The sequence below is a fragment of the Maribacter sp. UBA3344 genome (assembly GCF_002362375.1).
GTDB lineage: Bacteria > Bacteroidota > Bacteroidia > Flavobacteriales > Flavobacteriaceae > Maribacter > Maribacter dokdonensis.
The window spans coordinates 396,362-421,640 of sequence record NZ_DERI01000009.1; the positions used below are offsets into that span (position 1 = coordinate 396,362).

The following is a 25,279-nucleotide window of genomic DNA, read 5'->3' on the forward strand; positions in this document are numbered from 1 at the left end:
ATTCCGTGTAATAGCGCATACAGAATTGATTTGTTTCTGTCCCATGAAATTACAATAGCAAGTGCGCTACCTATCCCAATTCCATTAGTAACTACAGTTTGTGTCATTCTGGTACTTCCTGTTTGTTGACTAAAACATTCTATAGAAAATAATAGTAGAATAATTGATGTCAGTTTTATTTTATCCATTTTAGTTTATTTCTAATTTGTATTTTAACATCTAAATATTCCGCTGGGACATTACCGAATTCTAGTGTTTTTATTTTTTTTAAACTAGTAATCTCCTGAGAAGGTAAGTTCAAAGATGAATCAAATCTTTTTAGTTCTTCTAATTTTAATAAGGGTTTTAATGAAGCATCCAGAACTTTAGTATTCATTAAAGACAAATATTTGAGGTTCTTTAACTTTTCAATCGGTTTTAAATTCTTTATTTCTTGAGTTGACCACATACTCCCTTCAATTGCCAGACCTTCTAGTTTCAAGCATTTAGAAATCGGTTCAAATTCATTGATTTTTTTAATGTGCTCAAGTTCTAATGTTATTAAAGAATTCATATCTGCTAAACACGTAATACTTTCAATTTGTGAAGAACTGCCAAGATGAAAATGCTTCAATGATTTTATTTTTACCATTCTCTCAATGGTTTTTATACTACTCCATTTAATCCATATGCCTTCTAGATTTGGCATTTTGCAAACTGTGTCAAAAGTTTTTTGGTTTACTTTAGAAGTAAACCAAAGGTATTTTACTTTTGATAGTTTGGGTAGGGTATCACACCATTTGTCAACTAACTTTGTTTGTTGGTAAGCACTTAGATTTGTCTGTTGGGTAATATCTAAATTTAATTTATCACCTCCATTATACTCATCAAGCTTAGTAACCTTTTTAGGAGGCCATTCTTTTTCTGGATTAAAAAACCAAAACCCTCTGACTATATCTTCTTCGGTCATTAATAATGTTTACTGATAGAAAAAAATACTAAAACTCATTAACAATTGCTCTCAACGCCACTAAATCCGTCAATAACTTTTTCATTAATCCTAAGTCTAACATATTGGCACCATCACTCTTGGCATTGGCACAATCAAAATGCGTTTCAATGAAGAGTCCGTCAACTCCTGCAGCAACACCAGCGCGTGCCATGGTGCCGATCAAAGCTGGTCTACCACCAGTTACGCCAGAAGATTGATTGGGTTGTTGTAAAGAATGGGTTACATCTAATACCACGGGAGCAAATTGTTTCATGGTAGGTACACCTCTAAAATCTACGATCATATCTTGGTAACCGAACATGGTTCCACGATCGGTGATGATAGCTTGCTCGTTTCCGGTTTCGGTAACTTTATTTACGGCATGCTTCATACTTTCCGGACTCATAAATTGCCCTTTCTTTATGTTGACCGTTTTTCCGGTTTGGGCAGCGGCAACAACTAAATCGGTCTGGCGGGCTAAAAATGCAGGTATTTGCAATACGTCTACATATTCGGCAGCCATAGCGGCATCTTGTTCTGTATGTATATCGGTAACCGTAGGGACTTTAAAGGTTTCAGAAACCTTACGTAAAATTTTCAGAGCCTTTTCATCTCCAATGCCCGTAAACGAATCCAGCCTACTACGGTTGGCTTTTTTAAAACTTCCTTTAAATACATAGGGTATTTTAAGCTCATTGGTTATGGTCACAATATGCTCTGCAATGCGCAATGCCATATCTTCACCTTCAATGGCACAGGGTCCAGAGAGAAGAAAAAAGTTGTTACTGTCCGTATGTTTTATTTGGGGTATAAGAGATAGGTTCATTCGTCGAATATTTTTAAACAAAGATACTATTTTAAGAAGCTTACTGTTCTATTAGGATAAGATTGTCGAAATCAAAAATCTGAATGAAAATCAAACAGTTTACTTTATTAATAGTTCTGGCGTTTGTTACATCTAATTTACATGCTCAATTTGGTAAAAATTGTGAGCTTAGGCAAGTAAAGATCAACCTCATAAATCCCGGTCTAGAGTATGAAATGGCATTGGGTGCCAACACTACTTTTGATATTAAAGCTGGTATTCAAGTGGCATTAGATCCATTGTTGCCAGATGTTTATGATGAATTGGGTGTTTTTCCGGCAGTTGCCGCACAGTATAGGTATTATTACAACTTTGAAAAACGACAACGCAATAGAAGACAGATTTATGGCAACTCTGCCAATTACATAGCACCGGCTGCAGCGGTGTTTTTTCCAAATCCTAGAACTATTGCCAATGAAAATGTAAAAGGTGCTTTTGGGTACGCAGGTTTGGTTACAGGTTTGCAACGTAGTTATGATAGTGGTTTTAATTTTTCGGTAGATGTTGGTGCGGGCTATTACGCTGGGCAGTTTGAGGGTGGAATCTATCCGGTTGCTAACTTAAGTATTGGCTGGATCATCAGTGAGAAACGTTGGTGTGTGGGTAGGTAATATCTTACCTTTTTTCTTAATATTTCTTTAAATCAAGTGTTTACCTTTTTTTAATCTTGTAGTTTTAGTTGCAACATCAATCAATCTACATGAAAAAAATCACACTTGTTCTACTGTTCTTATCGGTTTCCTTGTCAAATGCACAAATAAGGGATTTCTCGGAAAAAGGTAACGGACTCATCAATCTAGAGCGTCATCAATTCACCATTAATCTATTGGGACCAGGTATTAGGTACGAGCTAGGGTTATTTAAAAATGTAAGTGCTTCTACAAGTTTTACTCCGGCATTTGCAAGATACCAAGAAGGCTATGCTTTGGGTTATGCATGGCATACCAGAATTAGATATTACCATAATTTTCAAGAGCGTTTAGATGTAAATAAGAATGTAATAGGTAACTCTGCAAATTACATTGGTCCTGCACGTAGTATTTTTTGGGAGCCTGTACAGTTTACAGATAATATTTCTGACGGAAATAGTGATTATGCCTTTGCATTCTATGGCGGAGTATACGGTATTCAGCGAACCAACAGAAAAGGTTTCAATGTAAATGCAGAAGTGGGTTATGGCTATTTTGATTCAAAAACTTTAGATAGCGGTCATGGCTTTTTGCTTAATGTGACCTTTGGATGGATCGCTACCAAAAGAAAATCCAGAAAGCCCACTTTTGATTGATCTGGTCTGGTATTTGATATACATCCCGCATAAAATCCAATTAATCTACATTATGAAAAAAACCATTTTTTTATCCGCTATTCTATTATCCGTTTTTCATTTGAATGCACAATCCGTTAAGCATGTGGAAGACGGACTTTTCAAAGTTAATGCCTTAGCACCAGGGATATCTTATGAACTAGGGGTTGCTGATAAAACTACTTTGAATTTAGAGGCGTTCTTAGGATTTGCACTTAACGGCGGTACAGAAAGGGAGACCAGATTTGGATTATATCCTGGCGTAGAAGCAGATGTAAGGCAATACATAAATTTTAATAGAAGATTAAATAAAGGAAAGAATATATCTGGCAACTCGGGTAACTACATTGCATTTTTAAATCAACTTCAATTGGGTACGCCAATAATTGGTGATTTGGAATACGCCTCGGATTATTTTTATAACGGTGCTTTAGTATATGGTATTCAGCGTACTTACAGAAAAGGATTCTATTGGGGCTTGGCTTTTGGTCCCGGTATTTTTGTTGATGATTTTTATAAGGATGCAGGTATTTTAATAGATGTTAGACTTGGTTGGGTTGTAGGTGGTAGAAAAAAGTAGCATGCCTATAAGGGAACTCTCTCAAAATCAATAAGATAAAAATAACATAAGTTTAAGTGTAGCTATAAATATTTAAAGTATCTTTGCACGCTTAAATAAGACCTTATGTCCACTACTACAAAGAATATTGCGATCATTGCGCACGTTGACCACGGTAAGACCACCTTGGTAGACAAAATAATGTACCACTGTAGCTTGTTTCGTGAAAACGAGAATACAGGCGATTTAATTTTGGATAATAACGACTTGGAAAGAGAGCGTGGTATTACCATTACATCCAAGAACGTTTCCGTTGTATATAAGGATACTAAGATAAATATAATAGATACTCCTGGTCACGCCGATTTTGGTGGTGAAGTAGAGCGTGTATTGAACATGGCCGATGGTGTTTTGTTATTGGTTGATGCTTTTGAAGGTCCCATGCCACAAACACGTTTTGTATTGCAAAAAGCAATTGATCTAGGTTTAAAGCCATGCTTGGTAATTAATAAGGTAGATAAGGAAAACTGTACTCCAGAAGAGGTGCATGAAAAAGTTTTCGATTTGATGTTCGAGCTTGGTGCAGAAGAATGGCAGTTAGATTTCCCTACAGTATACGGTTCTGCAAAGAACAACTGGATGAGTACCGACTGGCAAAATGAAACTGAGAACATTGAGCCATTGTTAGATATGGTAATTGAGCATATTCCTACTTTTGAACCAAAAGAAGGAAACACTCAAATGTTGATTACATCATTGGATTTCTCTTCATTTACAGGTAGAATCGCTATCGGTAGATTGCAAAGAGGTACATTGAAAGAAAATCAGCAAATTTCTTTGGTAAAGCGCGATGGTAGCATTGTGAAATCCAAAATAAAGGAATTGTACGTTTTTGAAGGTCTTGGCCGTAAAAAGGTACAAGAAGTTGAAACGGGTGATATTTGTGCTTTGGTAGGAGTTGAAGGTTTTGAAATTGGTGATACCGTTGCCGATTTTGAAAATCCAGAGGCATTGAAGACCATTGCTATAGATGAGCCAACAATGAGTATGTTGTTTACCATTAACGATAGTCCGTTCTTTGGTAAAGATGGTAAATTCGTTACTTCTCGTCATATCAACGACAGACTTCAAAAAGAATTGGAAAAGAACTTGGCGTTACGTGTAAACGAAACGGACAGTGCAGATAAATTCTTGGTATTCGGTCGTGGTGTATTACACCTTTCAGTTTTAATTGAGACCATGCGTCGTGAAGGGTATGAATTACAGATCGGTCAGCCTCAAGTTATTATAAAAGAGATCGATGGTGTAAAATGTGAGCCTGTTGAGGCATTGACCATAGATTTACCGGAAGCAGTATCTGGTAAAGCGGTTGAAATGGTTTCTATGCGTAAAGGTGAAATGACCAGTATGGAGGCTAAAGGCGATCGTATGGTATGTGAGTTCATTATACCATCTAGAGGTATTATTGGTCTTCGTAACCAATTGTTGACTGCTACGGCGGGTGAGGCTATTATGGCACACCGTTTCTTAGAGTACCAACCAATGAAAGGTGAAATTCCACAAAGACAGAATGGTTCTTTAGTTTCTATGGAAACAGGAAAGGCTATTCCTTATTCTATAGATAAATTACAGGATAGAGGTAAGTTCTTTGTTGATCCAGGTGAAGATATTTATGAAGGTCAGGTAATTGGTGAGAACTCTCGTGGAGATGATATGACCGTGAACATTACCAAAACTAAAAAACTATCTAACGTACGTTCTTCAGGTGCAGATGATAAAGCCAAGATCGTACCGGCAATAAAATTCTCATTGGAAGAAGCTTTAGAATATATTCAAAAAGATGAGTATGTTGAGGTAACTCCTAAGTTTTTACGTCTACGTAAAATCTATTTAACGGAGAACGAGCGTAAGCGTAATAAAATAGCTTAAAATAAAAGTTCTTTTTTCTTAAGGACTTTTTTCCTTTACTATGTAAAAGCCACCTATTTAGGTGGCTTTTCTAATTTGTATACTTAAGGGGAAACTGTGCGTATTTAATTTTATTAATTTCTACTGGTTTTATAGTTGATTAAAGCTATTTCATTAAGAAAAACGCAAAATTTTAAGATAGATTTTCCTACTTTCTTAATAATGGGTTCATCCTGCAATTTTCTTCGTTTAGAGTCTATTTTTTAGCTAATTTAAAGTGCAATTTAACTCAACTCAAACACTTATTAATATGCAACTAAATGGTAAAAATGTACTCATTACCGGGGGTACTCGCGGAATTGGAAAATGTATGGTTCAAAGCCTTATAAAAGAGGGAGTAACCAATATAGCGGTGATCGCTCGTGACAAAAGTAATCTCAAGCAATTAGCAGAGGAGTACCCTGAAGTAAACTTTATGAAGATAGCCGGTGATGTCGCCAACATTGAAATATTGAGAGATGCCGCAGCCCGTATAGAAGATAAATGGGGGCATCTGGATATTTTGATCAATAATGCAGGTATAGTTGCGGCTGGTCCGTTAGAGGATATACAAGATGAAGATCTGTACGATCAAGTTGCCGTTAACCTTACCGCTGTTATGTTATTGACAAAATACTGTATTCCATTGCTGAAGTCATCTGAAGATGCATATATTTTAAACATTTCTTCGGGATTAGGATTGATCGGAATGCCGTTCTACGCTGTCTATGGTAGTACCAAAGCTGCAATTCGTCAGTTTTCAGATTCTATGAGGCGCGAATTAGCTCCTTTCAAAGTATCGGTTACCTGTGCTTTTCCAACGGCTACGGATACCGAGATGATGCAGAAGTTTAAAGGTAGAAAAATGGATGCACCTGAGTATGTAGCAGAGCGATCATTAGAAGGTTTATTTAATAAAGAACTTCAAGTAATTTTTGGCGGTGAAGAACGACTCAAGGAAAATACCCTGAACTTTGAAGCACCCCAAGAATTGGATAAAAAGGTTGCCGAGAATTATGAGGAACGTAAAACCGCTAGTTTAGATCATAAAGCCGTATGATTTTTACTGGGAAATAAATAAACGGCACACAATTATGAAATTACTTTACAAATTTTCACTTTTATCAGTTTTTGCAGTAATCGTATCCTGTAAAGAAACTCCTAAATCAGTTGATAAAGCTACCAAAGAAGTGGTTGCGGAATCTAACGTTATTTCTTATCCGGATTCATGGGTAAATTCAAGAGTTGAAAAAGCGAAAAATAGATTGAATGAAACCGAGGCGGGTAAAATTATATGGAATGCTATGGAAGCGCATGGCGGATTGGATACTTGGTTTGCCAATGGTCCACTAACTTTTCGTTTCAATTATCAGCCTTTAGACGGGAAAACGGCAAGAGATAGCTATCAAACGGTAGATACTTGGAGCAACCGTGCGGTACATACAAGTGCTACGGATAATTCGGCTAAATTTGGGTGGACTGGTGAAAAGGCTTGGGTCATGGCAAAGGACAGTACGGCATTTGCTTATGATACTAAATTCTGGGCATTGACACCCTTATGGTTTGTTGGTCATCCGTTTGTTTTAAGTGGCGAAGGAGTGAACTTAGAGCTATTGGAGCCTACTACCTTTAAAAATAAAGACTACAATGTTGTAAAAGTAACTTTTGATGCAGGCACGGGCGATGCACCAGACGATTACTATATTCTTTACGTGAATAAAGAAAGCAATAAAATTGCGGTAATGAGATACATTGTTTCTTACCCGGAATATTTTAAGGACGGTGGTCATGCTCCAGAAAAATTCACTGAATTTAATGGTGAGCAAAAAGTTGATGGTATTACTATGCCCGGCGGATTTAAAACGTATTGGACAGTAGAGGGTAATCAGCCTGGTGAGTATATAACCAAAATTGATTTTACCGATGTCTCATTTGAGAATGATCTACCAAAAGACTTTTTTGATGCTCCGGCAGATGCTAAGATTTTGAATTAAGGATATAGCTTAATCAAAATAAATAAAAAATCCCAAAGGTAACTTTGGGATTTTTTTTTGCGATGTGGTTACTAGCACTAAACTTTTTGTGCTTTATATTGTGAAGCAACAGCGGCACCTATAATACCCGCGTGGTTCTGTAATTCTGCAGGTATGACCCTGGTCTCTATTTTTATTTTTGATTTGAACTCTTTAAAGTCCTTTGAGGCACCGCCGCCAAGTATTATTAAATCTGGAGATACGATCAATTCTACATACTCTAAGAATTTATTGAATCTTTTGCCCCATTTTTTATAGGAGAGTCCTTCACGGTCCTTGGCTGATCCCGCTGCCCATTTCTCAATTTTGCTATATTTTTTATAGGGAATTTGTCCTAGCTCAAAATTAGGAATCAATCTTCCGTCAAGAAATGCGCCACTTCCTAAGCCGGTACCAATGGTAATCATTACTACAAAACCTTTTTCTCCTTTACCGGTACCATAGTTCATAGTAGCGTATCCAGCAGCATCGGCATCATTGATTACGGTAAAATCCAATCCGGTTTTCTTTTCCAGTAATTCTTCTACATTAACACCTAACCAACTTTTATCTAGATTACCTGTGGCTTTACAGATTCCGTTTTTAATGATAGTAGGGAAACCACAGCCCACTTTGCCTTTGTAGTCAAAATGCGCTACTATCTGGGCTATTACATCTGACATTGCCTCGGGTGTTCTGGGTATGGGAGTTGGTATTCTAAAACGTTCTGAAATCATTTCTCCGGTTTCAGAATTAACTAACGCTCCTTTTATTCCAGAACCACCTACATCAATACCAAGTAAAGTCATTTTATATTTTGTTATGAATTACAAAGAAACGAAAAAGTTTCGGCTCTTTGAAGTGCTATTATTTAGTGTGTTTTTTACGTTTATGGATGTCTATAATTTATAGCATAAAAAAAGGACCTTTTTAGGTCCTTTAAGTGTTTTATTCGGGCATAAGCAAGTTTGTAATCGTGCTTACTTGAATTTCCTCATCATCCTCGTCCATCTCTAGATCAATCGTAAAAGTAATAGAGAACTGTCTACCTACAAACTTAGAGCTGTTAAGGTCGTACTTTGCACTTACGCCATTGGCAACGTTGTTGAATTCAACACGTTCTCCTTCGTCGTCAGTGAACACATAAGTACCATTAATGAAGCCTTCATAGGTGGCGTTCATAGTGCTTTCGTCTTGCCCGTATGCGGTCAAGGTAGAAATGGAAACGAACAATACAATTAATAGTGATTTCATTTTTTTTCTTGTTAAGTTAATTATCGATTTTTTTGCCTGATTTTAGTCCTGTTTTTAGGTCTAAAATTCTGAATACAAATGAAATCTAATTAGTTGAATAACGATTAATTTTATCATTTTATTATGAAAGATTTTTATAATGTTAAATAGCTGTAAACCAGTTCGCTATTTTTTGAATAATGAAGTAAAATATTTTTGGATAACACTATTTAATAGAAAAATTACATACTACCTTTACTATATTAAACATTAGTATACATTGAAAAACTATACATCTCCTCTACAATTTTCGCTGGTTACAATAGTGTGTTTTTTAGCATCTAATTTTGGTTATTCGCAAGACAGGGTATCTACTGATAATATTCAACAATGGGTTCAAAAATATAAGGCGGATATAAGGGGTCCGTATAAAGATATTCGTTGGTTCTGTACGGATGGTAGTATTAGACAACCAAAAGACCCCTGCCCGGATAATATTGGTCCTGGCGTGCAACATGCCCGTTATAAAGATGAAGTGGTCTCCTTGGGTGAGACCAATCATATTTATTTAGGTCAAATTTTGGCATATACGGATATTGATGAGCTGTGGGATGCCGGTCATAACCACTCCCGCTTAAAACAATATCAATTGGATAAGTATTTGCGTTTGGTAGATAATGGCTGGATCAATCAAAAAGGGCAGTTCTATAGAGGCTCGGTACAGGTAGAAGACGAAGAGACATGGGGAATCGATTTTTATAAAACTATTTTGGCAGATGATAAAGTTCTCCTCCATAATTTTTATCTCATACGCCAATCTTTAAAAGATATTCCCCATAACGGTGATGATAATGTTGCACAATTAATGCGAAGCCAGTCCAAGGTAATTTCGGATATGTACACACCGTTTATGGACCTTAGAACCAAGATCCATAGTCAGCCGGAAAAAGCTGATATTCAAAAAGTAATTGATTTTAAAACGAAACATCAAAAATCATTAACAACCGATTTAATTAAGAAATTAGACGGATTGGTAACTACGATGAATACGTTTTTTAAACCGGTTGATGTTCAGGCATTGCTTAACACATCTAAGTTGGTAAAAGGGACTTTATTGGGAGATAAAGTACAATCTTTTATAAATGCAAAGGCAGATAATGACAACCCGTCCTATATAGTGAATGAAACGGCTCTATTACTTTTAGATATTAGAGAAGGTCTGTTAACAGAAAAGCGGTCTTTGGCACGTTTGCAGTTATTGGATATTTCTTTGAAGTTAGAAGAGTTGCTATTTCAAAACGCGCCTAATTGGGAGCCCGAAACGGTTAGTGGCCAGTTAGAAAAAATATGTGCATTGACCACGGCATCTGTGGGTGCCGGCTATCTAGAATTGTGGGAGTGGGAGCAGATTTCTGGTACGCTCAGTAAATTTGGTGAAAGCAAATTGACTTTGGCAGAGTTGACACAAGTGCTAGAAACGGCAAGATCTGCCGTGGAGTGGAGCGCGGCGACAGTTAAAGCCAATTATCAAGAAGTAGTAAATACGTATACCGCTTTTGAGCCTAAGTCTTATGCATTTATAGATGATAGAATTAGAGGCTCCGTTGCCTTGCATTTAGGACAAAGTGTGGGGCAGTTGGGCGATTTTATATCTAAAGAATCCGCTTTGACCAATAAGGTTATGGATATTACCAATCAAAGTACCTTCAGGGGATTGAACCCTGGTTATGCCTTTGGTGAACTGGTGGTAGTGGATGGTTCATCTGAAGATATTGAGGTATCGGCAGATAAAATTTATATTTTTCAGCGATCTCCGTCAGACCTAAAACCAGTGGCAGGTATAGCCACTGTGGCTGAAGGTAATATGGTATCGCATGTACAATTATTGGCGCGTAATTTAGGTATACCCAATGCCGCACTATCTGATCAGAATCTTCAGAGTTTAAAGAAGTATGATGGTGACCGTGTGTTTTATGCGGTTTCAAATAAAGGGAACGTGATCTTAAAACCAGAAACGCAGATGACAGATCAAGAACGCGGACTGTTCCTAAAGAAAGAACGAAATACGGATAAGATAGAAGTGCCAGTTGAGAAAATTCAATTAGGTACTACAGATGTGCTGAACATGCGAGATGTTGATGCAAGTGATTCTGGTGCCTTATGCGGACCAAAAGCTGCTAACCTTGGTCAGTTGAAAAAGATGTTTCCAGAGCAAGTGGTAGAGGGGTTGGTAATACCTTTCGGGATCTTTAAAGATCATATGGATCAAACCATGCCTGGTGAAACTAACTCGTATTGGGAGTTTTTAAATGGCATGTTTAAAGAGGCTGAGCGCATGAGAGGTGCAGATGTGCCTGAACCCGAAATTGAAAATTATCAATTAAGACAATTGGAGACGCTAAGAACGGCAATTAAAAAAATGCCTTTAAAAGAAGATTTTAAAAATCAATTGGAGACTAAATTTAAATCGGTTCTTGGTGCTGAATTTGGTAAGGTTCCTGTATTCTTACGTAGTGATACCAATATGGAAGATTTAAAGGAGTTCACCGGTGCCGGATTAAACTTGACTTTATTCAACGTGCTGGACAAAGAAAAGATAATTGAGGGTATTAAAGATGTTTGGGCATCGCCATATACAGAACGAAGTTTTAAATGGCGGCAAGTGTATTTGTTGAATCCAGAAAATGTATTCCCTTCTATTTTGGTGATTCCAAGTGTAGATGTAGATTACTCGGGCGTTTTAATTACAAAGGGCATTAACTCAGGTAATGATAAAGACTTGACCGTGGCATTCAGTAGAGGTGCGGGCGGTGCTGTTGATGGGCAGTCAGCGGAAACATATACTATTTATAGTGATAACGGATATCGCTTATTGGCTCCTGCGCGTGAAGCTCTATATAGTACGCTTCCCGTCACAGGTGGTACGGGCAAAAGAATAGCCACTTTTGAGCACAGGGTTTTGAATGAAAAGAACATGGCTGATATTAAAACCTTGGCAAAGACCATTAGAGAAACAATGCCAAAAGAAACAAATTCGGATTATGAGGGTGCTTATGATGTGGAATTAGGTTTTAAGGAAGACAAATTATGGTTGTTTCAAATAAGACCGTTTGTTGAAAATAAAAAAGCGTTGAGTTCTGGGTATCTGGAATCCATCACCCCAAAAATTAATACGGCAAAAGAAATTTCGCTGAGTACAAAAATATGATATGAATAGAAATTGGTTTGTTTGTTAGCCATGTGTTTTCTTGTTTTTATGGCTTGTAATTCAGATGTTATATATAACAATTATTAAAAGTTGGTTTAGGAATGAGTATGAAGAAAATTATAGTATTGTTAGTGATTGTTTTAAGTGCATCCGCATTTACAACATACAAATATTACCCAATTGATGGTTACGAGCGCACAGGCATTAAACGCTTAAAACGATTGGAGCTGATCAAGAGCGGAGAGATTAAAGATGCATCGGCTTTACCTGTCGGTGCTATGAAACCGTACAACGATATTCAATTGAACTTGCTGTCAAGAAAGAATGATAGCGCAATGGGGCTAATGCAGGTAGATGCAGATTTTCAGAAGGAGATCAGTGCCTTGTTTCGTGGTTTGGATAAAAGTTATTCGTTAACGGTTTTAGATATATCGGACCCAGAAAATGTTCGCTACGCAGAACGAAATGAGACTGCAGGCTATCAGCCAGGTTCTGTAGGTAAGTTGGCTGTGTTATTGGGCTTGTTCACACAGTTGGAAAAAATTTACCCAGATTCATTTGAAAAAAGAACGGAGCTACTCAAGAATAAATCCGTTAAAGCCGGAGTTTGGGGCTTAACGGATGAACATACCATTCCTATCTATAATATTGAAAAGAATACCTTGGTAAAACGTCAAGTAATTGCCGGCGATGTGTTCTCTTTATATGAATGGGCAGATCACATGTTGTCTGTGAGTAACAACGGTGCGGCAAGTATAGTATGGAGAGAGGCGCTGTTAATGGCAGCATTTGGTGAAAAGTATCCTGAGCTGACACAAGAAGAGGCGGATACTTACTTTAAGGAAACTCCTAAAAAAGAGCTGACAGATTTGAGTAATGATGTGGTTAATTTGCCTTTACGTGAATTGGGCATTACATCAGATGAATGGCGGTTGGGTAGTTTTTTCACTAGAGGTGCAAATACCTATGTGGGCGATAAAGGCGGTAGTATAGGTTCACCACAGGGTTTAATGAAATTCTTGGTTCAATTGGAACAAGGTAAGGTGGTAGATGAAGCATCAAGCTTAGAGATGAAACGATTAATGTATATGACCGATCGTAGAATTCGCTACGCACAGTCACCGGCATTGAAAGAAGCCGCTGTATATTTTAAGTCGGGCTCTTTGTACAAATGCGATAGAAGTAATGGGGAGGCATGCGGAAAATACATGGGCAACGTTACTAATTTCATGAACTCGGTCATCATTGTTGAGCACCCGGATAATTGTAGGTATATGGTGGTGTTAATGACAAACGTACTTCGTAAAAACTCTGCCAGTGACCATATGTATTTAGCGGGTAATATTGATAAAATTATTAGAAAATAGATTTACGATCAATCAGTTATCTAAAACATATTAAGATTTAAACTTGGTATGTAGTTCCTCTACAATTGTGGCTACTTTTTTGTTTTTATCAATTCTATCTAGAACTATTGCAGAATTTTGACGTTCCTTACAGTTTTTAATGGCGCAGCGCTCACAAGTAACGCCAACTTGCTGCGTTTTAATACTTGGATCGTTTAAAAACTTCACTTTTTTAGAAAGTTGTTTGTTCATTAAAAGTCCAATGCTGATACTTCTGTATTGATTGTCCTTAAATGGATCCTTTGTTGCAGATGATAATACGATGTACTGGTTGCCCTCGCCTTGGTAATTAGATATTTGAATATCGAATTCATGCTTTTTTTGACTCATTTTAATATCGTTCAAAACCTTTAAAGATACCCAACGACGACAATAATGTTCATTGGTTTCATTTGCTCTGGGCGAATGTTGATGAGAAAGATGAAGTTCTTTTTTTAGATGGTATTTTTTGCTGCCCAATCTATGGGTAAACCTTAAAAAGAAGAGGTTTTGTATCGCAAAAAAATTAGGTAGAATATTGGTTAATCGCTGGTAAAAAGATTCTGGCGATGCATTATAATTGTCAATTATGGACAAGAACTTATCTGCATTAAATTTTCCTTCTTTAAAAACCTCTTCTAATTGTGGAGTCAGCTGTGTTTTGGGTATTAGTAGGGCGCCTGCAAAATAAGAAGCGTAAAAATTATTCAATACTTGGTCAAAATTTTCAAATTTTATCCAAGGAAAGGAATAAAGTCTATCTGTATATGCTAAAAAGTTATAACCTATTTCTTTTGCATAAATAAAAGCACGTTGAGCTTCATTAATATCCGCAGAGAGCAGTAAAGTTTTAGTTTCCGGAACAAAAAGAGATCTTAGGTTTTCCAAAGCCTCGTATTTTTCTAATTCTCCATTGTTAATAATATATCCATATTCTTCTATTAGTATTTCTTCTAAGTCTTTGGAAGAAAGTTTTTTTGATAAATCTAAATGATAGGCTTTTGCAAATTTGAGAACCTCTTGCTCTAAATTTTCGAAATAGTTGTTGTTCGCCTCTTGGTAAGAACGCAAAGATGCTAGGAAAAAACTTTCTCTACTAAAACTATAATGTTGTGCAATTTCTATAATGGTGCTTATGAATGCATTGACTTTTGCCGGGGCGTTAGCTACAATATCAATTAAGTCACTTTCTTTAATGCCAAACAGATCAAGTGGTATTTCTTTTAAAATTTTAGACTGTAATAAATCACCAATAGGGGCAAGATTCTTATCTAGCTTTAAAGAAACCATTTGATCATAGGGTACCTCTAATTTTTCAGAAAGTAAGATGATCTTATCAGGTTTTGGATATTTTTTTCCTTTCTCGATCTCATTAAGATAAGATTTAGAAAGTCCGCAAATTTTAGATAAGCCAAATAATGACAAATCCTTTTCTGTTCGTATCTGCTTAAGTTTTAAGCCGAAAATGAGTTTTATATATTCTTGTTCCATATTGAGATTTTAAAGATACTATATTTTGCGTACATCAGAAATAAAGTGAATTTTATCTATTTAGCGAACGTTCGCTTGTTTTGTAAAATATTTTATTTTATCATTGTGTCAACAAAAACTTTTAATAATGGAAAACACGATTTTAAAACATCCGAAAATTCAGTTCGCGAATCAGGTTCAGCATTACTATCCTGAGATTTTAACAGACAACGCTTTAGCGTTTCTTACGGCACTCCATGAAAACTTTAATGAGAAGAGATTACAGTTGCTTAAAAACCGTGAAGTCCAGCAAGAAGTCTTTGATAGTGGAAAGTTTCCACAATTTCCAAAAGAGACGAAAGCTATTCGTGAGGGAGTTTGGATTGCAGGAGGAATACCAGAAGATTTGCAGGATAGAAGAGTGGAAATTACCGGTCCGGTTGATCGTAAGATGATTATTAATGCTTTAAATTCCGGAGCTAAAACCTTTATGGCAGATTTGGAGGATAGTAATTCTCCTAGTTGGAAAAACAGTATTGAAGGGCAACAGAATTTGATGGATGCCAATACAAAGACCATTAGTTTAACAGATACAAAGAGGGGGAAATCATACCGATTAAATGAAGAAACGGCTGTGCTTTTAGTGAGACCAAGAGGTTTGCACTTAAATGAAAGACACTTGTTGATTAATGAAGAAGAGGCTTCTGGAAGTTTGGTAGATTTTGGGTTGTACGTTTTTCATAACACCAAGACCATGATGGAAAGAGGAACGGCACCTTATTTCTACCTTCCAAAATTAGAACACTATACAGAAGCACGTTGGTGGAATGAGGTTTTTGAATATGCCCAAGAGTATCTAAACGTGCCAAAAGGAACATTTAAAGCAACTGTTTTGGTAGAGACCATTACTGCTAGTTTTCAATTGGACGAAATCATTTTTGAATTGAAAGATCATATCGTAGGATTGAATTGTGGTCGTTGGGATTATATTTTCTCATACATTAAAAAGTTTAGAAACCACCCTGGTTTTGTAGTGCCCAATAGAGATCAGGTTACTATGACTACCCCGTTTATGGATGCCTATGCAAAATTGGTCGTTCAAAGATGTCATAAGCGTGGTATACTTGCTATTGGCGGTATGGCGGCACAAATTCCTATCAAGAACAATGATAAAGCCAATGCGGAAGCTTTGGAGAAAGTGCGAAAAGATAAGGAGCGCGAAGTACAAAATGGTCATGATGGTACATGGGTAGCACACCCTGCACTGGTAGAGGTTGCTATGAGCGAATTTAATAAGCATATGCCTACACCAAACCAAATGCATGTTTTACGTGAAGATGTAAATGTGACGGAAAAGGATTTGGTTGAGATCCCAAGAGGAACTATTACGGAAGCCGGAATAAGGAAAAATATCAACGTAGGTATTTTGTACACCGAAGCTTGGTTAAGAGGACATGGTGCAGTGGCACTATATAATTTAATGGAAGATGCCGCAACGGCTGAAATATCGAGAACGCAAGTATGGCATTGGTTGAAGAATGAAGTTATTCTTGCCGATGGGCGCCAATTGAATAGTGATTTATTTACAACGATATTCGATGATGAGGTTGAAAAGCTAGTTACCGAGGTTGGTGAAAATAATATGAAGAACACCAAATTTGAGTTGGCTATAGAGTTATTCGATCAGCTGGTGGTTTCAGATGATTTCGAGGAATTCTTGACCTTACCTGCCTATAAATTCATTTAAATAAAACGATCCTGCCATTGCGGCAACAATGTACAGGATCTCATTATTAATAATAACGTAATTCAAAATTATGAAAAATTTAAAACAAAGCATGTACAGTTCGGCATTGGAGACTGTAAGAAACCTAAAGCAAAAGTACGGGGATACTTGGAATGACATCAACCCTGAATATGCCGCTAGAATGGTCGCTCAAAACCGTTTTAAAACCGGTTTGGATATTGCAAAATATACAGCTGGTATTATGAGAAAGGACATGGCGGATTATGATGCGGATTCATCTAACTATACACAATCTTTAGGTTGCTGGCATGGTTTTGTGGCTCAGCAAAAAATGATTTCCGTTAAGAAACATCATAAAACAACGAGTAAAAGATACTTATACCTTTCTGGTTGGATGGTGGCGGCCTTGCGTTCAGAATTTGGACCATTACCAGATCAATCTATGCACGAGAAGACTGCAGTATCTGGTCTAATTGTGGAAATCTATGATTTTTTACGTCAGGCAGATGCTATTGAATTGAACGATTTGTTCAGAAGATTGGAGAATGGGGAAGAAGTTCAGGATGAAATCGATAATTATGAAACCCATATCGTACCCATAATTGCCGATATAGATGCTGGTTTTGGTAATGAAGAGGCTACTTATTTATTGGCTAAAAAAATGATACAAGCGGGTGCATGTGCCATACAAATAGAAAATCAGGTTTCAGATGCTAAACAATGTGGCCATCAAGATGGTAAAGTAACCGTACCTCATGAAGATTTCGTAGCAAAACTAAATGCAATACGATATGCTTTTATTGAATTAGGAATTGACGATGGGGTGATCGTAGCAAGAACGGATTCTGAAGGTGCGGGACTTACCCAGAAATTGCCGGTAAGCCAAGAGCCGGGTGATTTAGCTTCACAATATTTAGCTTTTGTAGAGGCAGAGGAAATTGCGATTTCAGAGGCTCGTGAAGATGATGTACTATTAAAAAGAGACGGTAAATTGGTGAGACCGGTTCGCTTACCAAACGGATTGTATAAATTTAGAGATGGTACTAATATAGATAGGGTAGTTTTAGATTGTGTTACCAGTTTGCAAAATGGTGCAGATTTACTGTGGATAGAGACACCAACACCTAATGTAAAACAGATTGCCCATATGGTAAACAGAATTAGAGCTGTAGTACCTAATGCAAAATTGGTTTACAATAATTCTCCATCATTCAACTGGACATTGAATTTCCGTAATCAAGCGTATGATGAAATGCTTGCCGAAGGTGAGAACATGACCGAATATGATAGAAATAATTTAATGGCAGAGGAGTATGATGATACTGAGCTGTCTTACAGGGCAGATCGTAAAATTAGAAGCTTTCAGGTAGATGGGGCTAGAGATGCCGGTATTTTTCACCACCTAATTACACTACCAACATATCATACTACGGCTTTACATATGAGTGACCTTACCAAGGGTTATTTTGGTGAAGAAAGTATGCTGGCATATGTGAAGGGAGTGCAAAGACAAGAAATTCGTAAAGGTGTTTCTTGTGTAAAACATCAAAGAATGGCAGGGTCTGATCTTGGTGACGATCATAAATCTTTCTTTGCAGGCGATAAGGCTTTAAAAGCAGGGGGCGAAAAGAATACGTCTAACCAGTTTGATGCCGGTGCCAAAAGTAAAAAAAGAGAAAAAGAAGTAGGCGTTTTGTCTTAATATTTGTGGTTTTGCTTACTTTCCTTAAATGGGTCAACCTACGGGTTGACTCATTTTTTTTGTTTTAAAGTATCAATGTACTAAAATCAAGTTAAATATTTTTTTATAACAAAGCACTTGCTTAGTTTTGTAGTGTAATTAGAATTAATGGCACGCAAAAAACAATATAACGAAGCTGAGGTAATAGAAAAGGCTATGCGTCTGTTCTGGCGTAATGGCTATGAAAGCACTTCCGTTCGTATGTTGGAGAAAGAAATGGGTATTAATCAGTTTTCCATTTATGCCAGTTTTAAAAATAAAGAGGGTGTTTTTTTAGAGAGCATTAAATTGTATAATGCAAAGATCAAGGCAATAACCAATATCTTGGAAAACTCTACTAATGGTGTAGAGGGTATTAAAGATTATTTTTTGGATTTTCTTGATTTTTCAAGGGAAGGAGCCATTTTTAAAGGTTGTTTGGTGACCAATACGGTAAATGAGATCAAAGAAGATACTAATCCGGTAATCATGGCCGCATTAAAACGGTTTTCATTAAATATTAGAAAATTGTTTGTAAGGAATCTAAAACAAGACGACCAAAGGGATGTAAAAGAAATAGAAGCGCAAGCAGACTATTTAATGAACGCTCTTTTAGGTCTATCAATTTCATCTAAAGTATTTAATGAGGAGGAATTAAAGGGCATTATTAAAATTACGTTTTTACACTTATAACATTTTTTTTGAACAATAACTAAGCGATTGCTTAGATTTAACATAACTATAATAAACATTAAAATTAGAAAGAGTATGACAACTTTAAAAGTACACAACATTGAATCTGCACCTGAAGGTAGTAAGCCATTATTAGAAAATTCTCAAAAGTCATTTGGAATGATTCCTGGTCTTCACGGGGTATTGGCGGCATCACCAAAAATTTTGGAAGCATACCAAACGTTACACCAATTATTTACTGAAACTTCTTTCAATGAAGAAGAATTGACCGTGGTTTGGCAAACGATAAACGTAGAGCATGCATGTCACTACTGTGTACCGGCACATACTGGTATTGCCAAAATGATGAAAGTTGATGATACCATTACAGAAGCATTACGTAACGAAACACCGTTGGCCGATGCAAAATTAGAGGCCTTAAGAACAATGACTTTGACCATTGTGCGTAACCGTGGTAATGTAACACAGGAGGATCTTGATGCTTTTTACGCGGCAGGTTATGGTGAGCAACAAGTATTGGAAATTATTTTAGGATTATCACAAAAGGTAATCAGTAACTATACAAATCATATTGCACATACACCAGTAGATGAGCCTTTCAAGAAATTTGAATGGTCTAAATAATTTGGTTTCAAGTTCCCCGAAACCATTTGTTGATTGATTGTTGATAGCCTTCTGTCTTAAGGCAGAGGGCTATTTAATTTTAATAAACTAAATACATCACAATGAAAAAAATAGCAATAAACGGAATGGGGCGTATAGGTCGCGCTTCTTTAAAAGTAATTTTGGATACTCCAGAGTTAGACTTAGTAGCGGTAAACGACATTGTTTCCATAGAGAATATAGCTTATTTATTAAAGTATGATTCGGTTTATGGAATTTATGAAAAAGAGGTTTCGCATGACGAGAACAACTTGATCATTGACGGAAAGAGAATTCAATATAATTCGCAACGCAATCCTGAAGATTTGCCTTGGGCAGAACACGAAATTGATGTTGTAATAGAAAGTACCGGTTTCTTTACCAAGAGTGATGATGCCAAAAAACACATTAAAGCTGGCGCTAAATCCGTAATTATATCTGCACCAACTAAAAGTGAAGATATACCAACGGTTGTACACGGTGTAAATACGGATGCAGGTGAGACCAATATTTTCTCATGTGCCAGTTGTACTACCAATAACATTAGCCCGGTTGTAGAAATATTGGGGCGTAGAGTGGGTATTAAAAAAGCCATAATGACTACCGTACATGCTTATACGGCATCTCAAGGTATTGTAGATGCGCCTTCACAAAAGAATTTTAGAATGGGTCGTGCGGGTGCCGCTAACATTGTACCTACGTCAACAGGTGCGGCAATTGCAACAACAAAGGCATTACCGGAATTTGCCGGTAAGTTTGATGGTGTTGCACTACGTGTGCCAATTCCTGTTGGGTCAATGTCAGACTTAACTTTTGTTACAGAACGTGAAGTAACTCTTGAAGAAGTAAATGCTATTTTTAAAGAGGAAGCGGCTACGGATAGGTATAAGAATATTTTGGATACTACAGATCAACCTTTGGTTTCGTCGGATATTGTAAAGAATCCGCATGCATCTACCGTAGATTTGGGGATGACAAGGGTAGTAGATGGCGATTTGTTGAAAGTGATGACCTGGTACGATAACGAATGGGGATTCACCAATCAAATGATACGTCAAATTTTGGCAGAAAACTGAATTAAATTAGGTAGCTAATCTTGACATAAAAGATTGGCTATCTTTATTTATTAACTTAAATAATAAACAACATGATAAAAGTATCCGTAATGTATCCAAATAGCGAAGGCGTAAAGTTTAATACGGAATATTATAAGAACACACACTTGCCAATGGTTCAAAAACTGGTGGGCAGTGCATTGAAAGAATTGGAATTGGATTTAGGTGTTGGTGGCAGAGCACCGGGCGATGCTGCACCATACGTAGCCATTGCTCATTTAAAATTTGATGATGTAGCTTCTTTTCAAGCTGCTTTTGGTCCGCATGCGGCAACATTTGCAGCAGATGTCAAGAACTATAGTAATGTGCAAGGTGAAATTCAAATTAGTAATTTGATTACATTTTAAGTGATGAAAGAGAAATTGAAAATAGATATTGTATCTGATGTAGTTTGCCCTTGGTGTGCCATTGGGTTTAAACGTTTGGAAAAAGCAATTGAAGAACTAGGAATTAAAGACCAAGTAGAAATTGAATGGCAACCGTTTGAACTGAATCCGGGTATGCCGCCAGAAGGTCAAGATCTGACCGAACATATTACAGAAAAGTATGGTTCTACCTTAGAACAGCAACAGGAATCGCGTGAAAACATGACAGATATCGGAGAAGAACTAGGATTCAAATTCGACTATTTTGAAGGTATGCGTATGGCAAACACTTTTGATGCTCATGTGCTATTGGAATATGCCAAAGATTTTGATAAACAGACCGAACTGAAATTGCGACTAATGAATTCGTTTTTTGGTGAGCGAAAAGATGTATCTGATAAAGATGTTTTAAAGCAAGCGTTACTGGATGTTGGTTTAAATGCAGATGAAGCACTGACAAAACTTGATAGTGAAGCGGCAAGATATGAAGTCCGAAACAAGCAGGGCGAATGGAAGAATTTGGGTGTAAATTCAGTACCTACTATAGTTTTTAACATGAAAAGTGCCGTAACGGGAGCTCAACCTGTAGCTACTTTTAAGCAAATACTGGGAGAACTTATTTCCGAATAAACCATATAAATTTTTGAATCATGAATATTTCAAATAAAATTATATACTACATAGCCACAGGTATTTTTACCTTGGTAATGCTATTTTCTGCAAGCATGTATTTTTTTAATCATGATTACGTGAAAACGGCTTTTCAAAGTTTGGGTTACCCAACCTATTTAATTTATCCGTACGCTACGGCTAAACTAATAGGCTTGTTCGCTATTTGGAATCCAAAGTTTTACTTAATTAAAGAATGGGCGTATGCCGCATTTTTCTTTGCCGTTGTACTGGCATTTTTTGCGCATATAATGGTAGGTGATGGTGAACAGACGGCAGCCGTTATCGCCTTGCTTTCATTGATCATTTCATATATCTTTAGTAAAAAGGTATAATGGAAATGAACAATAGGGAAAACCATAAAACTATAGTAGATGGATCATTAAAGGGTATTCGTCCTAAAGTCTTGTTCTTTGATGTAAATGAAACCCTATTGGATCTTAGCGCAGTTAAAAAAGAAGTAGGTAATGCATTAGGCGGTAGGGAAGATTTATTACCGCTTTGGTTTACCACCATGCTACAATATTCATTGGTAGTTTCCGCCAGTGGAACTTATGAACCGTTTGGTCATATTGGTGCGGCGGCATTACAAATGGTAGCGGCAAATCATAATATTGAAATTTCAAAAGATAATGCTCGTAAGTTAATAGGCGAGTCCATCAGTAATTTACCTGCACATCCAGAAGTAAAAGAGGCGCTTACAAAGCTAAAAGCGGCAGAATACAAGTTGGTAACGTTTACCAATTCTTCTAAGATTTTATTAAAGAAGCAATTTGAACATGCCGGGCTAACCGAATATTTTGATGAACTTTTGAGTGTTGAGGAAACCGGAAAATTTAAACCATTTACGGAAACCTATACTTGGGGAGCCCAAAAAATGGGCGTACTACACAATGAGTGTATGCTGATTGCCGCCCATGGCTGGGATGTGGCAGGTGCACAATGGGCAGGCTGGCGGGCAGCCTTTGTAAATAGACCTGGGCAACAACCTTTTCCTTTAGCTAAACAAACAGAAATTTTTGAAGACAATCTGCTACAAGTAGCCAAAATATTAATGACTTATGATTAATGGTCTGGTCAAAATAATGTAAACAACAGCACCGTACATTGTACGGTGCTGTTGTTTTATATAAGGTGTCAAAATAAAAAGTGGACAGATTATGTATATTTGCCGCACCATTAACTAAAGCGTATACATATGTTTAAAAGAACACTAGTAATTGCATTCGTTGCCATTTCATTAATTTCTTGTTGGAAAGATAAAAGTCCGGAAGACCTAATTCGTTTAAAGGACAAATTTAAATCGCAGGTAAATGCTTTTGAGAACAAAAAGGAAACCGCAAATAAAAATGTGAACAAAGGTCTGGAATCCTTAAATGCATTAAAGAGTGCCTTAGAGGATACTAAAAATGAAGATAAGGAATTTGCAAAAGTGTATGGAGACTGGGAAAAAGTAGACCGTAGGGTTAAAAACCTGACGAAGGAATATGAAGACTTAAAGGAAAAAGCTTCTAATTTATTTACGGCTATGGAAACCCAAACCAATAGTTTAAGCGATGAGACCAGTAAAAAAACCTTGTTAGGGGCAATTGAAAAAGCACGTACAAAATATAATGGTACACTAGCCAATACCTCTAAAGCTATTGATAAATTAAGATTACTGCATGGCGATGCCGTTGAGGTAGTAAAAGCATTGGAGGTAGCTGCAGCACTTAATTCTTTTGATAATATCAATGATCAAATGAAAAGCATTGAAGGTCGTGTAGATGGAATAATGAGCGAGCTGAACGTTGCTGTTGTAGAAAGTAAAAAACTGTACGAGAAAAAAATAACAGAGTTAGGAGAAGAGTAATACTATATTTTCTCACTAATTATAAAAGCCAGTATTGTCAAAATACTGGCTTTTTTATGATGCTTTGTCTACTTAAGTACTAATTATTTAAACATTTCTTTTGGATGTTGGTTTTTGAAAATTTTAGTATCTTTTTATTTGTAACCTTTATTGTGCATATTTAGGAGTTACCCAACATTTGAACAATGACCAGAACACTAATCATAATTTTTGGATTTATCCTACTTTTAGGTTGTAAGGAAAAGAAAAATAACTCTGAACGAACTAATCGAAATGCACAATCTGAATACAATTCTGATTATAAAGAAAATGATAATTGGGATGGAGAATATTGTGCTGATATAGAATATTACAATCCAAGCACAGGAACTTCATCTGATTATACATTGACAATCGAAGTAAGTGATAACGAATTAGAGCAAATAAATTGGCCAAATGGTGGATATTTGGACGACTTTTCAAGCGTAGAATTTGACGAAGATGGATATGCCGAATTTACATCTGACAAAGGTTATGACTATACTGTTCAAATAACTGGAGATACTGGAGATTGTTTTGAAAATGTTCCAATGGCAGAACAATGTAACGGAATTACAGAAGATGGAGACCAATGCGAAAACTCAACTGATAATTATAGTGGATATTGCTGGCAACACGAAGACCAAGAATAAACAATAGATTATGAAACAAGCAAAACAAGTAATATTAGTAATATTCCTTTGCTCAACAACATTTATGTTTTCACAAGATTTAAACAAACTCATCGAAAATAATGGATTTAGGAAAATTAAACTGAATACAAACGTAAAAAATTATGTAGATGATAAAGGTTATTATCATTTTTTAAAAAGAGACTCTACGACAGTAAAATATTTCGAGAGATTTACCGAATATGATTATATATATGCGAGCAAAGACTATGAAAAAATCGGAAATGTAAAAATTAAATACATTTTTGTAAAAACACTCAATGAGATAATCTATGACATATTTATTGTAACCGAACCTAATTTAGAGATTTTTAACCTAATTCAGTTAGCATATGGAAAACCAACATCTACTTACAAAGAAGATTCTACACAAGGAGCAAGTATGGCTTGGAATGCAGAAAAATTGAATTGTACATTAAGTGGATTTAAGGGACATTATTATTTTCAACTGCATTACTACGCAAAGGAACTAAAAGCAAAAGCCTGGGAATTAGAAAAAACACAGTTAGAAAAAGAACAAAAAGAGAAAACAAAAAAAGCAATTAAAGAATTTTAAAGAAAAAAATATGACAACTGTAAAAGAATTAATAAGCGAATTAGAAAAAATGCCAAAAGATATGGTCGTTCTACTTAATAATAATACAAGTGATAATAGTGTTTCCGTTTTCTTTAGCAAAATTAATGTCGAACAACAAGAAATGAGTTTTCCAACTGGAGAATCAAATGTTAAAGAAAAAATTATCCTTCTTAATCAAGGAGGAATAATTTAATAAGGAATAAAAACGTTGGGTAACAAAGAACTGAGATAAAAAAC

General features: G+C 36.3%; 26 protein-coding genes. 21 read left to right on the top strand and 5 right to left on the bottom strand.

The window, feature by feature from the left end:
* Positions 1-175 precede the first annotated feature (175 nt).
* Together B2Z27_RS06835 and kdsA are read right to left on the bottom strand one after the other, a co-directional pair.
* On the bottom strand, positions 176-949 hold the full coding sequence (locus B2Z27_RS06835) for a hypothetical protein (RefSeq protein ID WP_286813071.1): 774 nt from the start codon (positions 947-949) through the stop codon (positions 176-178).
* 28 nt (positions 950-977) lie between these two features.
* On the bottom strand, positions 978-1,796 hold the full coding sequence (kdsA, locus tag B2Z27_RS06840; RefSeq protein ID WP_286813073.1) for a 3-deoxy-8-phosphooctulonate synthase: 819 nt from the start codon (positions 1,794-1,796) through the stop codon (positions 978-980).
* Positions 1,797-1,879: 83 nt separating this feature from the next.
* Here kdsA and B2Z27_RS06845 point away from each other — a divergent pair, with 83 nt between their 5' ends.
* The 6 genes from B2Z27_RS06845 (at position 1,880) to B2Z27_RS06870 (ending at position 7,638) form a co-directional block, all read left to right on the top strand.
* Positions 1,880-2,446: a hypothetical protein gene (locus tag B2Z27_RS06845; RefSeq protein ID WP_286813075.1), complete on the top strand. Its 567-nt coding sequence runs from the start codon at positions 1,880-1,882 to the stop codon at positions 2,444-2,446.
* A gap of 89 nt (positions 2,447-2,535) precedes the next feature.
* Entirely contained in the window at positions 2,536-3,120 is a 585-nt protein-coding gene (locus B2Z27_RS06850; protein ID WP_286813077.1) for a hypothetical protein, read from the top strand.
* Between the two features lie 52 nt (positions 3,121-3,172).
* Positions 3,173-3,718: a hypothetical protein gene (locus tag B2Z27_RS06855; RefSeq protein ID WP_286813079.1), complete on the top strand. Its 546-nt coding sequence runs from the start codon at positions 3,173-3,175 to the stop codon at positions 3,716-3,718.
* Between the two features lie 105 nt (positions 3,719-3,823).
* Complete coding sequence (gene typA, locus B2Z27_RS06860) at positions 3,824-5,626, top strand: translational GTPase TypA (RefSeq protein ID WP_058103710.1); 1,803 nt, start codon at positions 3,824-3,826, stop codon at positions 5,624-5,626.
* A 289-nt stretch (positions 5,627-5,915) separates the two neighbouring features.
* Positions 5,916-6,704, top strand: a complete 789-nt coding sequence (locus tag B2Z27_RS06865; RefSeq protein WP_099189483.1) for an SDR family NAD(P)-dependent oxidoreductase — start codon at positions 5,916-5,918, stop codon at positions 6,702-6,704.
* 34 nt (positions 6,705-6,738) lie between these two features.
* A complete protein-coding gene (locus tag B2Z27_RS06870) occupies positions 6,739-7,638 on the top strand; it encodes a DUF6503 family protein (RefSeq protein WP_286813083.1) in 900 nt (299 codons plus the stop codon).
* A 77-nt stretch (positions 7,639-7,715) separates the two neighbouring features.
* On the opposite strand, the gene ppgK is transcribed toward B2Z27_RS06870, so the two are convergent.
* Together ppgK and B2Z27_RS06880 are read right to left on the bottom strand one after the other, a co-directional pair.
* Positions 7,716-8,465, bottom strand: a complete 750-nt coding sequence (ppgK, locus tag B2Z27_RS06875; RefSeq protein WP_058103707.1) for a polyphosphate--glucose phosphotransferase — start codon at positions 8,463-8,465, stop codon at positions 7,716-7,718.
* A 139-nt stretch (positions 8,466-8,604) separates the two neighbouring features.
* The gene (locus tag B2Z27_RS06880) at positions 8,605-8,910 is read right to left on the bottom strand and encodes a hypothetical protein (protein WP_058103706.1); all 306 of its coding nucleotides are present in this window, start codon (positions 8,908-8,910) and stop codon (positions 8,605-8,607) included.
* A 1,021-nt stretch (positions 8,911-9,931) separates the two neighbouring features.
* Here B2Z27_RS06880 and B2Z27_RS06885 point away from each other — a divergent pair.
* A complete protein-coding gene (locus tag B2Z27_RS06885) occupies positions 9,932-12,097 on the top strand; it encodes a PEP/pyruvate-binding domain-containing protein (protein ID WP_286813106.1) in 2,166 nt (721 codons plus the stop codon).
* A 107-nt stretch (positions 12,098-12,204) separates the two neighbouring features.
* Positions 12,205-13,464: a serine hydrolase gene (locus tag B2Z27_RS06890; RefSeq protein WP_286813084.1), complete on the top strand. Its 1,260-nt coding sequence runs from the start codon at positions 12,205-12,207 to the stop codon at positions 13,462-13,464.
* 30 nt (positions 13,465-13,494) lie between these two features.
* Here the strand turns inward: B2Z27_RS06890 and B2Z27_RS06895 are convergent, their stop codons facing one another.
* Positions 13,495-14,973, bottom strand: a complete 1,479-nt coding sequence (locus B2Z27_RS06895) for a helix-turn-helix domain-containing protein (protein ID WP_286813085.1) — start codon at positions 14,971-14,973, stop codon at positions 13,495-13,497.
* Between the two features lie 127 nt (positions 14,974-15,100).
* On the opposite strand from B2Z27_RS06895, the gene aceB reads away from it, so the two are divergent.
* The 13 genes from aceB (at position 15,101) to B2Z27_RS06960 (ending at position 25,235) form a co-directional block, all read left to right on the top strand.
* Complete coding sequence (gene aceB / locus B2Z27_RS06900; protein ID WP_286813086.1) at positions 15,101-16,699, top strand: malate synthase A; 1,599 nt, start codon at positions 15,101-15,103, stop codon at positions 16,697-16,699.
* Positions 16,700-16,769: 70 nt separating this feature from the next.
* Positions 16,770-18,401: an isocitrate lyase gene (locus B2Z27_RS06905; RefSeq protein ID WP_286813087.1), complete on the top strand. Its 1,632-nt coding sequence runs from the start codon at positions 16,770-16,772 to the stop codon at positions 18,399-18,401.
* Between the two features lie 147 nt (positions 18,402-18,548).
* Complete coding sequence (locus B2Z27_RS06910; RefSeq protein WP_286813088.1) at positions 18,549-19,112, top strand: TetR/AcrR family transcriptional regulator; 564 nt, start codon at positions 18,549-18,551, stop codon at positions 19,110-19,112.
* Positions 19,113-19,187: 75 nt separating this feature from the next.
* Positions 19,188-19,736, top strand: coding sequence for a carboxymuconolactone decarboxylase family protein (locus B2Z27_RS06915; RefSeq protein ID WP_091606309.1), 549 nt, complete (start codon positions 19,188-19,190; stop codon positions 19,734-19,736).
* Between the two features lie 101 nt (positions 19,737-19,837).
* Entirely contained in the window at positions 19,838-20,830 is a 993-nt protein-coding gene (gene gap / locus B2Z27_RS06920; RefSeq protein ID WP_286813089.1) for a type I glyceraldehyde-3-phosphate dehydrogenase, read from the top strand.
* Between the two features lie 71 nt (positions 20,831-20,901).
* A complete protein-coding gene (locus B2Z27_RS06925) occupies positions 20,902-21,216 on the top strand; it encodes an EthD family reductase (RefSeq protein ID WP_286813091.1) in 315 nt (104 codons plus the stop codon).
* Positions 21,217-21,219: 3 nt separating this feature from the next.
* Positions 21,220-21,864 (top strand): DsbA family oxidoreductase, encoded by a 645-nt coding sequence (locus tag B2Z27_RS06930; RefSeq protein WP_286813092.1) that lies wholly within the window; start codon positions 21,220-21,222, stop codon positions 21,862-21,864.
* A gap of 20 nt (positions 21,865-21,884) precedes the next feature.
* Positions 21,885-22,238, top strand: coding sequence for a DoxX family protein (locus B2Z27_RS06935; protein ID WP_082642903.1), 354 nt, complete (start codon positions 21,885-21,887; stop codon positions 22,236-22,238).
* 5 nt (positions 22,239-22,243) lie between these two features.
* A complete protein-coding gene (locus B2Z27_RS06940; protein WP_286813094.1) occupies positions 22,244-22,972 on the top strand; it encodes a haloacid dehalogenase type II in 729 nt (242 codons plus the stop codon).
* A gap of 129 nt (positions 22,973-23,101) precedes the next feature.
* Positions 23,102-23,755 (top strand): hypothetical protein, encoded by a 654-nt coding sequence (locus tag B2Z27_RS06945; RefSeq protein ID WP_071341468.1) that lies wholly within the window; start codon positions 23,102-23,104, stop codon positions 23,753-23,755.
* A gap of 185 nt (positions 23,756-23,940) precedes the next feature.
* Positions 23,941-24,426 (top strand): hypothetical protein, encoded by a 486-nt coding sequence (locus B2Z27_RS06950; protein WP_210706567.1) that lies wholly within the window; start codon positions 23,941-23,943, stop codon positions 24,424-24,426.
* 10 nt (positions 24,427-24,436) lie between these two features.
* Positions 24,437-25,021: a hypothetical protein gene (locus B2Z27_RS06955; protein WP_286813095.1), complete on the top strand. Its 585-nt coding sequence runs from the start codon at positions 24,437-24,439 to the stop codon at positions 25,019-25,021.
* A gap of 10 nt (positions 25,022-25,031) precedes the next feature.
* On the top strand, positions 25,032-25,235 hold the full coding sequence (locus B2Z27_RS06960; RefSeq protein ID WP_286813096.1) for a hypothetical protein: 204 nt from the start codon (positions 25,032-25,034) through the stop codon (positions 25,233-25,235).
* The last annotated feature ends 44 nt before the right edge of the window (positions 25,236-25,279 follow it).

Excerpts from the sequence above, each read along its gene's own strand:
- B2Z27_RS06835 (WP_286813071.1), bottom strand. The coding sequence starts at position 949 with ATGACCGAAGAAGATATAGTCAGAGGGTTTTGGTTTTTTAATCCAGAA.
- kdsA (WP_286813073.1), bottom strand. The coding sequence starts at position 1,796 with ATGAACCTATCTCTTATACCCCAAATAAAACATACGGACAGTAACAAC.
- B2Z27_RS06845 (WP_286813075.1), top strand. The coding sequence starts at position 1,880 with ATGAAAATCAAACAGTTTACTTTATTAATAGTTCTGGCGTTTGTTACA.
- B2Z27_RS06850 (WP_286813077.1), top strand. The coding sequence starts at position 2,536 with ATGAAAAAAATCACACTTGTTCTACTGTTCTTATCGGTTTCCTTGTCA.
- B2Z27_RS06855 (WP_286813079.1), top strand. The coding sequence starts at position 3,173 with ATGAAAAAAACCATTTTTTTATCCGCTATTCTATTATCCGTTTTTCAT.
- typA (WP_058103710.1), top strand. The coding sequence starts at position 3,824 with ATGTCCACTACTACAAAGAATATTGCGATCATTGCGCACGTTGACCAC.
- B2Z27_RS06865 (WP_099189483.1), top strand. The coding sequence starts at position 5,916 with ATGCAACTAAATGGTAAAAATGTACTCATTACCGGGGGTACTCGCGGA.
- B2Z27_RS06870 (WP_286813083.1), top strand. The coding sequence starts at position 6,739 with ATGAAATTACTTTACAAATTTTCACTTTTATCAGTTTTTGCAGTAATC.
- ppgK (WP_058103707.1), bottom strand. The coding sequence starts at position 8,465 with ATGACTTTACTTGGTATTGATGTAGGTGGTTCTGGAATAAAAGGAGCG.
- B2Z27_RS06880 (WP_058103706.1), bottom strand. The coding sequence starts at position 8,910 with ATGAAATCACTATTAATTGTATTGTTCGTTTCCATTTCTACCTTGACC.
- B2Z27_RS06885 (WP_286813106.1), top strand. The coding sequence starts at position 9,932 with ATGAATACGTTTTTTAAACCGGTTGATGTTCAGGCATTGCTTAACACA.
- B2Z27_RS06890 (WP_286813084.1), top strand. The coding sequence starts at position 12,205 with ATGAAGAAAATTATAGTATTGTTAGTGATTGTTTTAAGTGCATCCGCA.
- B2Z27_RS06895 (WP_286813085.1), bottom strand. The coding sequence starts at position 14,973 with ATGGAACAAGAATATATAAAACTCATTTTCGGCTTAAAACTTAAGCAG.
- aceB (WP_286813086.1), top strand. The coding sequence starts at position 15,101 with ATGGAAAACACGATTTTAAAACATCCGAAAATTCAGTTCGCGAATCAG.
- B2Z27_RS06905 (WP_286813087.1), top strand. The coding sequence starts at position 16,770 with ATGAAAAATTTAAAACAAAGCATGTACAGTTCGGCATTGGAGACTGTA.
- B2Z27_RS06910 (WP_286813088.1), top strand. The coding sequence starts at position 18,549 with ATGGCACGCAAAAAACAATATAACGAAGCTGAGGTAATAGAAAAGGCT.
- B2Z27_RS06915 (WP_091606309.1), top strand. The coding sequence starts at position 19,188 with ATGACAACTTTAAAAGTACACAACATTGAATCTGCACCTGAAGGTAGT.
- gap (WP_286813089.1), top strand. The coding sequence starts at position 19,838 with ATGAAAAAAATAGCAATAAACGGAATGGGGCGTATAGGTCGCGCTTCT.
- B2Z27_RS06925 (WP_286813091.1), top strand. The coding sequence starts at position 20,902 with ATGATAAAAGTATCCGTAATGTATCCAAATAGCGAAGGCGTAAAGTTT.
- B2Z27_RS06930 (WP_286813092.1), top strand. The coding sequence starts at position 21,220 with ATGAAAGAGAAATTGAAAATAGATATTGTATCTGATGTAGTTTGCCCT.
- B2Z27_RS06935 (WP_082642903.1), top strand. The coding sequence starts at position 21,885 with ATGAATATTTCAAATAAAATTATATACTACATAGCCACAGGTATTTTT.
- B2Z27_RS06940 (WP_286813094.1), top strand. The coding sequence starts at position 22,244 with ATGAACAATAGGGAAAACCATAAAACTATAGTAGATGGATCATTAAAG.
- B2Z27_RS06945 (WP_071341468.1), top strand. The coding sequence starts at position 23,102 with ATGTTTAAAAGAACACTAGTAATTGCATTCGTTGCCATTTCATTAATT.
- B2Z27_RS06950 (WP_210706567.1), top strand. The coding sequence starts at position 23,941 with ATGACCAGAACACTAATCATAATTTTTGGATTTATCCTACTTTTAGGT.
- B2Z27_RS06955 (WP_286813095.1), top strand. The coding sequence starts at position 24,437 with ATGAAACAAGCAAAACAAGTAATATTAGTAATATTCCTTTGCTCAACA.
- B2Z27_RS06960 (WP_286813096.1), top strand. The coding sequence starts at position 25,032 with ATGACAACTGTAAAAGAATTAATAAGCGAATTAGAAAAAATGCCAAAA.